15 protein-coding genes and 1 pseudogene are annotated in these 15,450 nt (G+C 49.3%); all 16 read left to right on the top strand.

Annotation, left to right across the window (positions count from 1 at the left end):
* Nucleotides 1-110: 110 nt before the first annotated feature.
* The 16 genes and pseudogenes from ABIK47_01255 to rd all read left to right on the top strand — a co-directional run bounded on the left by ABIK47_01255 (nucleotide 111) and on the right by rd (nucleotide 15,440).
* The gene (locus ABIK47_01255; protein MEO0019254.1) at nucleotides 111-3,947 is read left to right on the top strand and encodes a C25 family cysteine peptidase; all 3,837 of its coding nucleotides are present in this window, start codon (nucleotides 111-113) and stop codon (nucleotides 3,945-3,947) included.
* A 64-nt stretch (nucleotides 3,948-4,011) separates the two neighbouring features.
* Nucleotides 4,012-5,127, top strand: coding sequence for a PorV/PorQ family protein (locus tag ABIK47_01250; protein MEO0019253.1), 1,116 nt, complete (start codon nucleotides 4,012-4,014; stop codon nucleotides 5,125-5,127).
* A complete protein-coding gene (locus tag ABIK47_01245) occupies nucleotides 5,127-6,422 on the top strand; it encodes an adenylosuccinate synthase (protein ID MEO0019252.1) in 1,296 nt (431 codons plus the stop codon). The genes ABIK47_01250 and ABIK47_01245 overlap by 1 nt, the downstream gene beginning before the upstream one ends.
* On the top strand, nucleotides 6,410-7,099 hold the full coding sequence (gene hypB, locus ABIK47_01240) for a hydrogenase nickel incorporation protein HypB (GenBank protein ID MEO0019251.1): 690 nt from the start codon (nucleotides 6,410-6,412) through the stop codon (nucleotides 7,097-7,099). The genes ABIK47_01245 and hypB overlap by 13 nt, the downstream gene beginning before the upstream one ends.
* Nucleotides 7,087-8,688 carry an ATP-binding protein gene (locus ABIK47_01235; GenBank protein MEO0019250.1) on the top strand — a complete coding sequence of 534 codons (1,602 nt, stop codon included), beginning with the start codon at nucleotides 7,087-7,089 and terminating at the stop codon, nucleotides 8,686-8,688. The genes hypB and ABIK47_01235 overlap by 13 nt, the downstream gene beginning before the upstream one ends.
* A gap of 239 nt (nucleotides 8,689-8,927) precedes the next feature.
* Nucleotides 8,928-9,665 carry an ABC transporter permease gene (locus ABIK47_01230; protein ID MEO0019249.1) on the top strand — a complete coding sequence of 246 codons (738 nt, stop codon included), beginning with the start codon at nucleotides 8,928-8,930 and terminating at the stop codon, nucleotides 9,663-9,665.
* The gene (locus ABIK47_01225; protein ID MEO0019248.1) at nucleotides 9,662-10,360 is read left to right on the top strand and encodes an ATP-binding cassette domain-containing protein; all 699 of its coding nucleotides are present in this window, start codon (nucleotides 9,662-9,664) and stop codon (nucleotides 10,358-10,360) included. Before ABIK47_01230 ends, ABIK47_01225 begins: the two co-directional genes overlap by 4 nt.
* A complete protein-coding gene (locus ABIK47_01220; protein MEO0019247.1) occupies nucleotides 10,341-11,081 on the top strand; it encodes an MlaD family protein in 741 nt (246 codons plus the stop codon). Before ABIK47_01225 ends, ABIK47_01220 begins: the two co-directional genes overlap by 20 nt.
* Before the next feature lie 72 nt (nucleotides 11,082-11,153).
* The gene (gene rbr / locus ABIK47_01215) at nucleotides 11,154-11,726 is read left to right on the top strand and encodes a rubrerythrin (protein ID MEO0019246.1); all 573 of its coding nucleotides are present in this window, start codon (nucleotides 11,154-11,156) and stop codon (nucleotides 11,724-11,726) included.
* Nucleotides 11,726-12,241 (top strand): thiol peroxidase, encoded by a 516-nt coding sequence (tpx, locus tag ABIK47_01210; protein MEO0019245.1) that lies wholly within the window; start codon nucleotides 11,726-11,728, stop codon nucleotides 12,239-12,241. The genes rbr and tpx overlap by 1 nt, the downstream gene beginning before the upstream one ends.
* 12 nt (nucleotides 12,242-12,253) lie before the next feature.
* Nucleotides 12,254-12,349, top strand: a pseudogene (locus ABIK47_01205) (desulfoferrodoxin FeS4 iron-binding domain-containing protein).
* Nucleotides 12,350-12,397: 48 nt separating this feature from the next.
* Nucleotides 12,398-12,565 (top strand): rubredoxin-like domain-containing protein, encoded by a 168-nt coding sequence (locus ABIK47_01200; GenBank protein ID MEO0019244.1) that lies wholly within the window; start codon nucleotides 12,398-12,400, stop codon nucleotides 12,563-12,565.
* 13 nt (nucleotides 12,566-12,578) lie between these two features.
* Nucleotides 12,579-12,956 (top strand): desulfoferrodoxin, encoded by a 378-nt coding sequence (locus ABIK47_01195; GenBank protein MEO0019243.1) that lies wholly within the window; start codon nucleotides 12,579-12,581, stop codon nucleotides 12,954-12,956.
* A 2-nt stretch (nucleotides 12,957-12,958) separates the two neighbouring features.
* Complete coding sequence (locus ABIK47_01190; GenBank protein ID MEO0019242.1) at nucleotides 12,959-13,504, top strand: ferritin; 546 nt, start codon at nucleotides 12,959-12,961, stop codon at nucleotides 13,502-13,504.
* A 23-nt stretch (nucleotides 13,505-13,527) separates the two neighbouring features.
* The gene (locus ABIK47_01185; protein ID MEO0019241.1) at nucleotides 13,528-14,727 is read left to right on the top strand and encodes a flavodoxin domain-containing protein; all 1,200 of its coding nucleotides are present in this window, start codon (nucleotides 13,528-13,530) and stop codon (nucleotides 14,725-14,727) included.
* A complete protein-coding gene (rd, locus tag ABIK47_01180; protein MEO0019240.1) occupies nucleotides 14,724-15,440 on the top strand; it encodes a rubredoxin in 717 nt (238 codons plus the stop codon). The genes ABIK47_01185 and rd overlap by 4 nt, the downstream gene beginning before the upstream one ends.
* Nucleotides 15,441-15,450: the final 10 nt, after the last annotated feature.

The following is a 15,450-nucleotide window of genomic DNA, read 5'->3' as shown; positions in this document are numbered from 1 at the left end:
GGTCGTTCCGACTCAAGTGGAGGAATCCATTGTTTTTTCGCTCGGGTTAGGCTTTGCATTGCGTCTCTTCCGCTTGACTTATTTTTGTCTTATCCTTAAAATTTCTAATTGTGTCTTGGTACGCAAAGGTTCTGTTTCTTTTAATCCCCGGTTTTCTCTTGGCGGAGATAAGGATTATAAGGTCAGATAGTGTAGGGGTAGTAATCCATTACCAGCCAGGAAAGGTTTCATATCTTAACCGTGACGACGGAAGGGTTACAATTTATTGCGATGATGCCGAATACATCGCTGGTATTGGCGAGTTTGACCTGCCAGCAAAACTTGTCCGGATTGGTATTCCGCAAACAGGGGGTGTCCGGTTACGCTTCAAAACGCGAGCGGGCGGAGTCTTGGATGATGTTGAGCCAGCGCGGGTGATAGTGACAGGTATAGCATCCTCTAATTCTGCTTCTTCGGCCACTCTCTCTACTTCTTTTCCCGTGGAAATTGGTTCTGTTGAAGTTCTGCGTTCGGTTCGGTTTGTCACACTCAAGTTTAACCCGGTCCAGTACGACCCTAAGGCAAGAAGGCTTTCCTGGTACGATGATATTGAGGCTGAACTGCAGTTTGAGCATGAGCCGAAATTGAATTTACAACCGGACCCGCTTGATGGGGTAATCAAACGGATGCTCTTAAATGGGGAAAAGGCGGTAAACTGGAAAATCACCCCCAGTCCCACATTCCGAGAAAGCCCTTATCAAAAAGCACCGGTCTGGCTCAAGATAAAAATTGATTCCACCGGCATCTATCGCATTACCGGCATAGAACTTCTCCAGGCGGGTGTGCCCCTCTACGGGATTGACCCAAAAACGCTTGCTCTCTGGACTTTGGGTGAGCATGAGCCCAATGTTAAATATCCTGATTCCTTAAGACCGGTTGCGCTCCTCATCAAAGGGGCAGAGGATGGCAACTTTGACCCTGGTGATACTTTGATCTTTTATGGATTGGGGGCTGACCACTGGACTAATTGCTGCTCAACCTACTTTAAAAACCTTTACACGCGCTACAATGTCTACTGGCTCACCTGGGGTGGCTTAAGAGGCGAAAGGATGAAAGAGGGCTTCGGACCTGATACCACCGGCACAAAAATCATCCAATTTGCCAGAGATGTGCTTCATCAGGAGATTGATGCCGACTGTCCGGCACGAGCAGGGCTCTTATGGATCTGGGCAACGTTGTTTAAACCTGCCGCTACACCCGCAACCCAATTCTCCTGCCCCCTAAACTTGAAATATCCGAGTCGACTACAGAGACTTACCGGCAGACTCTATAACGAGTCCGCGGACAACGAAATCTCTATCCGTCTTAACAACAGGACCATTGGTTCTTTTCAATTCGGTCAAACCCCATATCCTACTCCTTACGACTTCACAATTGATACCGTTATCCCCCTGGATTCTAAAGAGAATACCTTTCAAATAGAACTTAGGGGACAAGGCGACAAAAAGGTTTACCTTGACTATATTGAAGCCCAATACCTCCGCCGGCTTTCCCTAAAAAATGGTCAATTGCACTTCTTTTGGGATGACACAGGCGTATTTCGCTTCACCGTAATTGATTGCCCCTCGACTCCCTTTATCCTTGATGTCAGTGACCCTTATGCGCCTAAGGCATGTGTTGATTTTGAGGTTTTTAAAGACAGCATCAGGTTTTCCTATCGCATCTCTGGCCGTACTGAATTTGCCATTGCCGCGGCCAAAGACCTTCGTAAGCCCGTAGCATTAGAACTTAAATCGCCGGGAAGGTTGTGGCGTCAAGACATTGCCGCAGACTACTTTATCATCGCACCGCAGGAATTTATTACTGTGGCTCAGGAATTAGCTCGTTATCGTACTGGTCGCATTCCCGGTATTCCAGGTGCCCGAGTCCTTGCGGTCGCTCTTGAGGACCTATATAACGACTTCTGTTTTGGTCTTGAGGAGCCGTGGGCGGTAAAGCATTTTCTTGAGTCAAAGCGTCCTGGATATGCACTTCTTGTCGGTGATGCCACTTATGATTACAAAAACAATCTCAACCGCACAAAAACACCAGGGGTGCCGGCTTACGAGACCGGCTTCGGTCTCAATCCTGAGTCAGGTGACCGCAGAACATTGGCAATTGACGCCTGGTTCGCCGATTGGGAAGGTGAAGGTTCAAGTCCAGATTTGATTTTGGGTCGGGTGACCGTGCGGAGCGCTTATGAGTTTAAAATGTTTGTTGATAAGTTAATATATTATGAAACCGGACCTGCGGGATACTGGATCCGGCGTTTCTTACTCCTTGCTGACGACGAATTCAAGAAATATCCTGATGACCCCGATGAGTTGAGGTTTCGGCACATTGAGCAATGCGAAGGGATGGGCGCTTTAGCCGGAGATTTGCTTGACTTGGTTAAGGTATACCTCACCGAATTTCCTTTTGAGGGTCCAAAGAGCAAACCTGATGCTAACAACGAACTTCTGCGCCAGTTAAATTTGGGTGCGCTCATCTGGATTTTTTTCGGTCATGGCTCAAGCAATGCATTAACCCATGAAGAGGTTTTAACCGTAAACCGGCTTAACGAAATCAGCAATGGCGACCGCATCCCTTTCTCAATATTGGCCTCCTGTTCTGTTGGCAGATTTGACGATACCCGCAACGAATGCATTGGTGAGGAACTGGTACGGATGTCAGGGGGGGCGGTTCTTAGCGTTGCCGCTTCCACCGCAACACCATCCGGTAACAACCTTATCTTCGTCCGCAACCTCCTAACACCACTATTTACTCTTCCTGAGAGTCTTAAGACAATCGGTTCCTGCTTTTTTGCTGCGTGGCCAACCGACCGGACCTATCACCTCTTCGGTGACCCGGCAACTGTATTGCGGCTCCCCAGAGTGTCAAATCAACACCCGCTTGTCAAACCTGAAGCTCTCACACCCGGTCTTACCTTCACCGCCCGTTCTCAAATAGAAACCGAGCGAGGTCTTGCCGAATGGCATCTGTTTGGTCCGATGCGGGCACGTCTGTACCGCTCACCACTGGGTTCGTCAACAAACTACCTTCTCCATGGATTTCCGGTGGGCCGGGGTAACTTTCAGGTAAAAGATGGCAGATTTTTTTGCCAGGGTTTATTCCCGTTATTAAGGCTGGATACCCTTTTTGTTGGTAACGGCTACTATGTGCCTATACCTCGTTCCTGCCGGTTCAGTGCGGTTGTTCAAAACAGCCTAAATAACAAAGAAAACATTGCCTATCTTGCCGATAGCCTTCTATTCGATACCCTTCTTGCAAACAGTTCAGACCAAATCCCTCCGGAGGTGTCCTTCTACTATTCCGGGCGTAAACTGCAGGATAGTAGTTTTGTTCCATCCCTATTTGAACTGGAGGTGGTGGTTGAGGATCCATCAGGGATTTTGATTGCACCTGTGAGCGGGTTTACCCCTTGTTTATTTGTAAATGACCAGCGGGGTAAAAGGGAGATTGGGGATTATTTCATGTTTGACGACAGTTCTTTTACTGTTGCCCGTTGCCGAGTGCAGATAAATCTTGCCGGCCCGCTTGATTCGGTATTTGTAGCGGTTGCTGACAATTTTCTTAACCGGGGATTGAAAAAAATCACCCTCCAGTCCGTGGGGAACAAAGGTCTCGAGGTTAATAACTTGCTTGTTTACCCCAACCCTCTGCGCGGTTCTGGGTTCTTTACCTTTAATTTAAATCAACCGGCAACCGTGCGCATCAAGATTTACACCCTGTCTGGCAGACTTGTGCGGGACCTAGGTGAAATGAGTGCTAATTTTGGGTATAATCAGATTTTCTGGGATGGTAAAGACCAGGCTGGTAAACCTCTTGGGAACGGGGTATACTTATTTATTTTTATTGCAGAGAATAGGTTAGACATGAAGAACAGGCAGCGAGTTGTGCTCAGGGATAAGTTTCTTGTTTCCCGTTAAGGTATTCTTGACCTAAGATAATGGATGGTTTATAATAATTGAAATTGAATAAGGAGGCTTTTTAATGAAGCGAACAGTCTGGTGGCTGGCGATTATCCTCGTATTCGGGATGGTTTCTGCCAGTCAGAACCCCGGTGCAGTTTTTCTGATGATTTGGCCTGGAGCCAGACCCACATCACTTGCTGGTGCCTTTACCGCTATCAGTAACGATGCCTCTTGTCTGTATTACAATCTGGGCGGATTGGCTTTTTTAGAGCGCACCAATGCTACCTTGATGCATTGTAACTGGCTGCCAGGACTCTGGCCGGGTATGTATTATGAATATTTAGCGGTGACACATAATCTCAAAGGTATGGGAACTCCCGGGCTCAATGTCATATATCTAACTACTGGGGAAACCGATGTTATTAATGAAAGAGGTGAATTTCTTGGTCGATATACCACTTTTGATGTCTCCCCAGGATTGGGTTATGGGTTTGCGGTGCTACCTAACCTTGGTGTTGGACTTGGGGCAAAGTTGATTTATTCCTTTCTTGTCCCGGATTGGGTTTGGAAGGTTATGCCGGAGTTGGGAATTGAACGTGGGGGCACCGGTATCACCTGGGCTTTTGATGCTGGGGTGCTTTATAAACCTTTTTCATTTTTGAACGCTGGTCTGGCGGTAACCAATATCGGTCCGAATATCTCCTATACCTCCTCAGGCGAGTCCGACCCCTTGCCGAGGATGCTGCGAGTTGGGGTTGCCTATTATCCGGTGCAAAGGGAGATATTTCGGCTGGGCATAAGCCCAGAGATAACTAAGATTATGGTGGGGATGTTTTCTGACACCACCAAGAGTTTTGGTGAGCAGTTTTCTGAGGAGTGGCGGGACGCCTGGAAGAGTTTGGGTGTGGAAGGGGAGTTGAACCTTGGTGTGGTGAGTGGGTTTCTCCGCCTGGGTTATTTTGAGGATATCACCGGTCAGCGCGGGGGGATTGTAATGGAGAAGGATGGTTTGACCTACCATTACAGCCTTGGGGATGTTTTGACGCGACGCAATCTTGGTTCTTTCAAGTCACTGGGCTGGACATTTGGTGGAGGAATAAGATTTCAGCGTTTCCAATTTGACTTAGGTGTGGACCAGTTCATCTACGACTTTTCAACCTCCAATTACAAATTTTCCTTCTCCTATCAGTTCTAATAATGAACATCGTTGTTGTCGGTGCGCAATGGGGGGATGAGGGCAAGGGTAAGGTGGTCGATTTTCTTTCCCAGCGCGCCCAGGTGGTTGTTCGGTTCCAAGGTGGACCGAATGCGGGGCATACGGTTTGCTGCGGAAAAGGGCGCTTCACCTTTCATCAGATTCCTTCCGGGATTCTTAATCCCAACACTGTCGGTGTCATCGGTTGTGGCTGTGTTGTTGACCCCTACCGGCTCAACGAGGAGCTGGCAGAGCTTAAGAAGGGCGGTGTGAAACTCTCCCGGCGGCTGTTCGTTGACCGTCGAGCCCATCTGATTCTACCCTATCACCGACTCCTTGACAATTTGCAGGAGGAACAACTCGCCGAGAAAAAAATCGGCACAACCGGCAGGGGAATCGGACCCGCCTATCAGGATAAGATTGCCCGGGTGGGCATCAGGGTTGGGGATTTGCTTAACGAGGATGTCTTCAAGGAGAAGTTGCGCCGCAACCTCGCTGCTGCCAACTTCCGACTGATGGAGGTTTACAAAGCTGAGCCATTATCATTCCAAGAGTTGAGTTTAGAATACTGGTTGATAAGTAGACCATTGAGCGAGATGATTGCTGATGGCTCGCGTTTGATTGAGAAGGCGTTGAGGCAGGGGAGGCGGGTTCTGTTTGAAGGGGCGCAGGGTAGTCATCTTGACATTGACCTGGGAACCTATCCCTTTGTTACCACCTCGTCAACCGTGGCTGGAGGTGCTGCGGTGGGCAGCGGGATAAGCCCGCTCTGGCTTGAGGAGGTGGTTGGTGTGGCCAAGGCTTATACCACCAGGGTTGGGGCAGGACCGTTTCCTTCAGAACTGGAGGAGAAGGAGGCGGGGATGCTGCGCGAGTTGGGGAATGAGTATGGTGCAACGACCGGTAGACCGCGGCGGTGTGGTTGGTTTGATGCTGGAGTTGTGAGGGCGGCGGTGCGTTTCAATCGGCTCTCAGCCTTGGTTATTACCAAACTGGATGTCCTTGATTCTTTGGAGACAATTAAAATCTGTACCGGGTATCGCTATCAGGGTAAGAGGATTAGGGAGTTTGACCCATTTTTAGCCGAAAAGTTGGAGCCAAGAATTGTCTCCTTGCCCGGCTGGCGGGAAAAGACACCAGGGTGCCGGCGGTTTGGGGATTTGCCGCTGCGGGCAAAAAGGTACATTGAAAGGATTGCAGAACTGGTAGACTGCCCGGTGGCTTTGGTTTCGGTTGGTAGTGAGCGGAATGAGATGGTTGCGGTTGATACCAAGAGTCTGAAATGGCTGAGATAAAACTGTTGCGCCGGGTTCTTGCCTCCAATGACGCCCTTGCCCTTGAGGAGAAGCGGCTCCTTGACCGTTACGGCGTTTTGGGTGTCAATATAATGTCAGGACCGGGTGCGGGCAAGACCACTTTGATTGAGAGGACGGTCGCCGCATTGAAAGACCGCTGGCGCATCTGGGTGATTGAAGGTGATATCCAGGGTGATTTGGATGCGCGGCGGGTTTTAGCTCAGGGTGTCGGTTGCACCCAGATTAATACCCAGGGCGCCTGCCATCTTGATGGGTTGATGCTTTCACCGGTGTTTGCGCAGATTGATTTTGAGGGTCTTGATCTGCTCTTGATTGAGAATGTGGGTAATCTTGTGTGTCCGGCTGAGTTTAGGCTGCCGGTCCATTATAATGTCACGATTGTTTCGACCCCGGAGGGGAGCGACAAGCCGATAAAGTATCCCTTGATGTTTCAAAGGTCGGATGTGATTGTCATTAACAAGATCGACCTTTTGCCCTATGTTGATTTTGACATCAGGGGTTTTACCCGTTCGGTGAGAAGGCTCAAGCCCAAGGTTCCAGTTATCCCCTTGTCACTGCGGAACGGCAAAGGGCTTGATGGGTGGCTTTGTTGGTTGAAAAGGGCTCTTCATTCCCGGGGCGGTAAGGGAAAAGGAGGGAGTGGATGCGGAAGATAGAGCATAATATTGGGAGGGTGGTTGAGGTCAATGGTGAAAGGGCGCTGGTGGAACTGACGGTTGATACCGCCAAGCCTTTGGTTGGTGATTACTATCCGGGTCAGCCTGGTTCCTATGTGAAGATTCCCTTTCACAATCAGGAGGTTGTCGGAATTGTGGCCGGTGTTAAAGGCGCAGGGGAAGGCAGAGGTATTGCGGACTGTTTTTTGGTTGGCACCCTGACGCAGGCAGGCAGGTTTTTCCGCGGGGTGGTGGTTTACCCCAATGTCGGGCAGATGGTCCAGATGGTGGGAAATGAGGAACTGGACACAATCTTTTCCGAGTTCAGCGAATTTGGTTTTTCCTTTGGAAGCCCGAGCAATGCACCGGGGCAGCGGGTTTATGTCCAGTTGGACAGGTTCTTTGGTGGGCACATTGCGGTTTTAGGTGCGACCGGTTGCGGCAAGTCCTGCACGGTGGTGAGTATTCTCCAGCAGGCGGTAAAAAAGTATCCTCACCCCCACATTGTTGTCTTGGACCTTCACGGCGAATATGCGGCTGCCTTTTCCCAAGATGTCAATCTGATAAATTCAGATAACCTCGAGCTGCCCTATTGGCTTTTGAACTTTGATGAGTTTGTGGATTTGTGCATTGATATGAACGAGCCTACTGCGAAAAACCAGCTTACCGTTCTGCACGATTCGCTGGTCAGGAGCAGGCAGGCATGGGATACGCGCGAAATGCTGGGGTTGGGAGGTTTGATTACCGCAGACTCGCCGGTCTATTTTGACCTTGATGAGATGGTGGCGATGATTCGGGACTGGAACATTCAGGTTGTTTATGACCATGCGGGCAGGCAGGTGCAGGGTCCGCTTCATGGGGTTTTTGACCACTTCCTTTTGCGCCTGGACAGCAAACTTTCTGACCCAAGGTACAACTTTATGTTCAAGCCAAAGAGATATGATAGGAGTTCAACCCTGCCTGAACTTTTGCGCAGCTATCTTTCAGTGGGCACCTCCCATCGGATGACGGTTGTTGATTTGAGCGGTGTCCCTTATGATGCGGTTGGGGTTGTTGTTGCGCTGATCACGAGGGTTGTTTTTGAGTTTAACCTCTGGAACGAGGAAAGGGAGCGCTGCCCGATAGTTTTGGTTCTGGAGGAGGCGCACAATTATGTGCCGAATAAAAGCGATGTCCGTTTCAGCGCGGCGCGTAACGCGGTGGAAAGGGTGATAAAGGAGGGCAGAAAGTATGGCATCGGGATGATTGTGGTGAGCCAGCGTCCGAAAGATGTTTCGGAAACGGTCCTTTCCCAGTGCAACACCTTTATCGCGATGCGGCTCACCAACCCTGAAGACCAGAACTATATCCGGCGTCTTGTTCCAGACTCCCTTAGCGGTTTGATGAATATCCTGCCGGCATTGAGGACCGGTGAGGCCTTGATTTTGGGTGAGGCGGTGGCGATGCCCACGAGAATGATGGTTGATATGCCTGATCCCAAGCCGAGAGGGGGCGGGGTTGAGTTTGCCAGATGGTGGACAAAAGGTCCGGGTGAGATGGACATTGAGCGTATCGTCAAAACCTGGCGGGCAAGGCGGAGGGATATATAAGCCCTTTTTTCTTTCATTTAGACCCCAAAATTGGCAGAAATTAACGCGTAAAATCTTTTGTGATTGAATAGATTTGTTTAAGTTCCAGATTATCAGAATGTTAATGTATTGAACCATTTTGAGGCTTTTGGAGTTAGGGTAGGTCCACCCCACCATCCCCGGGGGAGAGCCGGAGAGGTGATTGTGCAGGAATGGTGGTAAAGGTGTTGACTGGTAGAGGTTGGTGGATATGATTTTTTATGAGGCTGGTGAGCGCGGTATTGGATTTTCTTTGGTTTATGGTGCGCAGTCTCAGTTTTCCTTGGGATCTGCGCAGAACCCTGCCGAGGTTGAGTGATGAGATTTTCCATAATGGCGCGGCAGCGGTGCCGATAGTTCTTTTTGCCAGTGTGTTCGTTGGTTTGACAACCGCGGTCCAGACCAGTTATCAACTTTTGGGGATGGTGCCAAACTACTTTATCGGGATGGGTGTTGGCAGGATGCTTTTGATTGAACTGGGTCCGGTCTTTGCCGCATTTATTGTTGCCAGCCGTTCGGCAGCAGCGATGGCAGCCGAGATTGGGACGATGCGCATCTCCGAGCAGGTGGATGCGCTCAAGGTGATGGGGATTGACCCTTACCGGTTTTTATGCCTGCCGAGGATTCTTGCCACAGTTATCAGCCTGCCGATTCTGGTGGTCCTGATGGAGGTGGTTGCCAGTCTGACCGCGCTCTTAGTGGCAGCCTCTTTGGGCGTTTCCCGGGAGACTTTTCTTTACGGTCTTCTGCACTTTGTGCAGGTGCGTGATTTTTTTGGCGGGATTGTTAAGGCGGTTGTTTTTGGTCTTTTGATTGGCACGAGCGGCTGTTATTTCGGTTTTGGGGTTGAGGGCGGGGCGCGGGAGGTGGGTAGGGCAACAACCAATGCGGTGGTTCTTTCTGCGGTCTTGATATTGGTTTTTGACTTTGTTCTTGCCGTTTTGTTTTTCTCAAGATGATTGAACTCCAAGAGGTTTCTAAGAGGTTGCGCGGTCAGGTGGTTCTTGATAAGGTCAACCTTAAGATACCTGATGCCGGTGTTATTGCCATTCTCGGTCCTTCAGGTGCGGGCAAGAGCGTGCTTTTGAAGATTGTTGCCGGAATTATCCCGCCTGATTCGGGCAGGGTTTTTTATGATGGTGCGGAGCTGAGTTATGGCAGGTTTGCAGACAACCGGGATAAACTTGGTAAAGTTGGGTTTGTCTTTCAGGGCGGTGCGCTATTTGACTCGCTGAATGTGGTGGAGAATGTGGCTTTGCCTTTAATGGAACGGGCCGGTCTTGCAAGAACAGAGATTGAGAAAAGGGTTGGAGCGGTCTTGGAGGAGGTGGGGATGGGCGCAAACAAATGGTTGCGGATAAATGAACTTTCTGGAGGGATGGTGCGGCTCGTGGCAATTGCCCGTGCCCTTGTCACCGAGCCCAAATATGTCCTCCTTGATGAGCCAACAAGCGGGCTCGACCCAATCCTGCGTGAGCGGGTTTGTGCTATTATTAAGAGAATGGTGACAGGAAAGGAGCGGTCAGTGGTGATTGTTACCCATGACCTGGAGAGCGCAAAGGGTTTGACAGACCGGCTTTATATCCTGAAGGGCTGTCGGCTTTTTGCCCCTGGGGATATTAAAAAGGAGGATTATGAACCGGCGGATTCGTGATTTTGTTGTAACGCTGTTTGTGATTTTCGGGGTGTTTTTAGGAATATTTGCCTATTTCTGGTTTTCTGGGAGGATGGGAACAAGGTATAAAAAGTTTGTTACCGTCTATTTTCCTGATGTTTCCGGACTGAAGACCGGGGATAGGGTTGAGGTTTTGGGAATTACCAAAGGCAGGATTGCGGGGATGAAACTGGAGGATAAGAGGGTAAAGGTTTTAGTGGCGTTAAGTGGCGATGTTTTGTTAAGAAAGGATGCCCGATTTGCGGTTCGCTCCTTGAGTTATCTTGGTTCTGACCGTTATCTAACGGTTCATCCTGGTTACGGTGAGGTCGCAGATGACACAACCACATTTTCCGGTTTTAATGAAGTTTTAGATTTGGAGACAACGTTTCTGAGGCTTGACCGGCTCTTGGCAGCGATTCACCCCGAGGATTTGACCCAGGAGTTGCGCTCAATGCGGGCAGAACTCCTCGGTTTGATTAACCAGCGGTTGCGGGGTATGGATTCGGGTTTTGTTATCACCAGCGCAAGTATTGAGCGAATGGCAGGGGTTGTTGACAGCCTGACGAGGTTGCTTAACCAGGAGTCAACCGCCCGCAAACTTTTGAGCTCTGCCGAACTTTATGATGAGTTGCTCAAAACCAGCCGGCAGTTACAGGAGTTGATGGCGGATATAAAAGAGCATCCGGAAAACTACTTTCGGTTAAGGATTTTTCGTTGAAATAGGAATTTTGAATCGAAATTTTTTTGTGATAGGTCTAATTAAAGAGTATAAGAGAAAGGAGGAAAATTTATGCAGTTAAAAGGCAGTAAGACCGAAAAAAACATATTAACCGCCTTTGCCGGCGAGTCGCAGGCAAGGAACCGGTATACCTATTTTGCGAGTAAGGCACGCGATGAGGGTTATATCCAGATTGCCCAGATTTTTGAGGAGACCGCAAATCAGGAGAAGGAGCATGCCAAGAGGCTTTTTAAACTTTTGGAGGGTGGTATGGTGGAGATTAAGGCATCTTTTCCCGCAGGGGTAATCGGCACAACTCTTGATAATCTTAAAGAGGCGGCAGGAGGCGAGCATTACGAATGGACGCAGATGTATCCGGAGTTTGCCCAGGTTGCGGAAGAGGAGGGGTTTGCCAACATCGCCGCAATTTTCCGCGCGATTGCAATTGCGGAGAGGCAGCATGAGAAACGGTATCAGGCTTTGAAGGCAAACATTGAAAATGGCAGGGTTTTCAGAAGGGATAAACCGGTGGTCTGGCGGTGTATTAACTGCGGCTATATCCACGAAGGAACAGAGGCGCCGGAGATTTGCCCTTCCTGTGCACATCCGCAGGCATATTTTGAAATCTTGGGAGAGAACTGGTGATTAGTGAAAGAACAGGCGAGGTAACCTTTCAAGGGAAACCGGTAACGCTCATTGGTCCGGCTCTTAAGGTTGGGGATAAGGCACCTGATTTTACTGTCATCGGCAACAATCTGCAACCGCTGAAACTAACTGATTTTCAAGGCAAAATTTTGGTTTTGGTTGCGGTGCCTTCACTCGATACCCCGGTATGCGACCTTGAGGCGCGGCGTTTCAACTCAGAGGCGCAAAAATTGGGTGATGATGTGGTGGTGCTTGTTATCAGTATGGATTTACCTTTTGCGCAGAGACGCTGGTGCGGGGCTAACGGCATCGAGCGGGTTATAACCGCTTCTGACCATCGGGAGGCATCCTTTGGTTCAGGCTATGGGGTGTTGGTTAAAGAGTTGAGGCTATTGGCAAGGGCAATTTTTATCGTTGACCGGGAAGGAGTTATCCGTTACATTCAGCTGGTAAAAGAGGCGGGAGAGGAGCCTGATTACCAGTCGGTGCTGAAGGCGATAGATAGTTTGAAATAAAAAGGAGCGATAATGGATAAAGAAGCAGCAATTTACAGTTGCAGCGTTTGCGGGCAAATAGTAACGCTTTTACATAAAGGCGGTGGGGCGTTAGTGTGCTGCAACAAGGTGATGCAAAAGGGTAGAACCGAGGAAAAGAGTGCAAGCACACAAACTCTGGTTAATGTTCCTTACTGGAGTTGCTCCAACTGCCATTATATATTACAGGCGCTACAGCCGCCCGATATTTGTCCGTCCTGTGGGCAGGCTTGTCAATTTATAGATGTGAGCTGTTATATCCCGGAATGTGGATTCTCCGGGGTGGATAGCAGGTTGATAAAATAGAAAGGAGAGAGATATGACAAAAAAACTGGAAGTATATAAGTGTGAAGTGTGTGGCAATGTTGTTGAGGTTTTGCATCCTGGTGCTGGCCAATTGGTTTGCTGCGGACAACCGATGAAACTAATGGAGGAAAAGACAAGTGATACGGGGAAAGAGAGGCATGTCCCCGTGATTGAAAAGACTCCAGAGGGTTATAAGGTGAAGGTGGGTAGTGTGCCCCATCCGATGGAGGAGAAGCATTATATTGAGTGGATTCAACTGGTTGCGGATGGACGGTCTTTCCGGCAGTTTTTGAGCCCGGGGCAGATGCCAGAGGCGTTCTTTTCTGTTGAGGCAAAGGATGTCTATGCCCGAGAGTACTGCAATATCCACGGGCTTTGGAAAGGGGTTTAATTATGATACCAAAAAAGGTTGAGGATGGGTTCAATCAGCAGATAAAGCACGAACTTGAGTCGGCATATCTTTATCTGGGGATGGCGGCATATTTTGACAGTGCGGGATATCCGGGGATGGGAAGATGGATGCGGGCACAGGCTCAGGAGGAGTTAACCCATGCGATGCGTTTCTACAAGCACATTCTTGAGCGAGGTGGAGAGATAAGGTTTTCCCCGCTTAACATCCTTGAACAGAAATGGGAGTCGCCGTTAAAGGCGTTTGAGGCGGCGTATGAACATGAGCAGTTCATCACCAGCAAGATAAACGAATTGATGAAACTGGTTCAGGCTGAAGGGGATTACGCCTCTAATTCAATTCTGCAGTGGTTTGTTGATGAACAGGTCGAAGAGGAGGAGAGCACTTTAAAGATTGTCCAGGATCTGAAACTGGTTGGGGATGATGGTCGCGGACTTTTGATGCTTGACCGAGAACTGGGGCAGCGGGTGTTTGTTTTACCTTTAGAACTTGCGGATTTATATGCGCAACAAGCTCAAGCGGCAGATTAGCAGGTGAGTAAAGAGGGATAGTGATGGAGTTCACTCCTGTCAAGGTGACGGAGCGAGTTTACTGGGTAGGTGCGGTCGACTGGAACATTCGTGACTTTCACGGCTATTCAACTGAGCGGGGTTCTACCTATAACGCCTATCTGATACTCGGGGATAAGATCGCACTTATTGATACGGTCAAGGCTCCATTTTGTGAGGAGTTGCTTGCGCGAATTGCAGCGGTTATTAATCCTGAAAAGATTGATTATATTATTTCCGATCATGCTGAGATGGACCACTCGGGCGCACTGCCCCAGGTGATAGCAGCGGTAAAGCCAGAAAAGGTGTTTGCCTCGGTGATGGGGGTAAAGGCGTTGAAGGAGCATTTCCATCTTGATTATGAGATTGTTCCTTTGAGGGATGGTGATACGCTCAGTCTGGGCAATCTTAGCCTCAAGTTTCTGGAAACACGGATGCTGCACTGGCCTGACAGTATGGTGACATATCTGGTAGAAGAACGGTTACTTTTTTCTCAGGACGGGTTTGGGATGCACCTGGCAACTGGTGAGCGGTTTGCCGATGAACTTGACCCGGTTCTTTTAAGGAATCAGGCGGCGAAATACTATGCAAATATAATTTTGCCTTATTCGCAGCTGATTCTGAAACTTATCGAGCGGATAAAGACGCTCGGGATAGCAATAGATATTATCGCACCTGACCATGGACCAATCTGGCGTAGTGATGTTGGCAAAATCCTTTCCTGGTATCAGGAGTGGGCAGAACAAAAGCCGAGGCAAAAGGCGGTAGTGGTTTATGATACGATGTGGCAGAGCACCGATTTGATGGCGCGGGCGATTGCGGATGGTCTGGCAGGAGATGGTATTGAGGTGAAGGTGATGAGGTTGAGGGCAACCGACCGCAGCGATGTAATGACAGAGGTGCTTGATGCGGGCGCGATTATTATTGGTTCGCCGACATTAAACAATGGCATTTTTCCCACAGTGGCGGATATGCTGGTGTATCTTAAGGGGCTGAAACCGAAAAATAAATTTGGCGCGGCATTCGGTTCTTATGGCTGGAGTGGTGAGGCGCCAACTATCATTTTCAATGAATTGAAAGGAATAGGAATGGAGATGGTTGGCGAACCTTTAAAGGTAAAATATGTCCCTGATGTTGATGGGTTAAAAAGTTGCCGAGCCTTGGGTAAGGAGATTGCCCGCCGGTTGAAGGAAAGGGTTGGATGATGGCAGCACAAATAGATTTTAAGGCGCTTGACAGTTTCACTTACGGCCTTTATCTTGTCACGAGCCGGGATAACAATCGTTTAAACGGGTTGATTGTTAACACCGTGGTTCAGGTTGCACTTGAGCCGTGCCTGGTGACGGTGGCGATAAACAAAAACAGCCTCACCAATGAGTTTATCAATAAAAGCGGTGTCTTCGCAATAACGGTTTTGGAAAAGGAGACGCCCCTTGAGTTTATTGGTAGATTTGGTTTTCGTTCAGGCAGGGAGTTTGACAAGTTTCAGGGGTTAGGTTATGAGACCGGCATAACCGGCGCGCCGATTGTCAGCCAGCATGGGATTGCGGTTATTGAGGCGAAACTGCGAGAGAAGGTTGACTGTGGCACCCATACCCTTTTTGTTGGTGAAGTGGTGGCGGCACGGCGGATAAAAGCCGGAGAACCTTTGACCTATGCCTATTATCATGAGGTAAAGAAGGGTAAGACCGGTAAGGGCGCGCCTACCTATCGTGAAGAAAGGCAGGGTGAAAAGAAAGAAGGGAGCAAAAAGATGCAGCGGTATGTCTGTTCGGTCTGCGGCTATGTTTATGACCCGGCGGTCGGGGATAGTGAAAATGGCATTCCTCCGGGAACGCCGTTTGAGAGTTTACCCGACACCTGGGTGTGCCCGGTTTGCGGAGCAGGCAAGGACCAGTTTGAACCAGAGGGGAGCTGAGCGATAAAAT

Source organism: candidate division WOR-3 bacterium (genome assembly GCA_039801245.1).
Taxonomy (GTDB): domain Bacteria; phylum Hydrothermota; class Tepidihabitantia; order Tepidihabitantales; family Tepidihabitantaceae; genus JAOABP01.
Note: the sequence above shows the minus strand (reverse complement) of the source record. Positions and strands in the feature narration are given on the sequence as shown.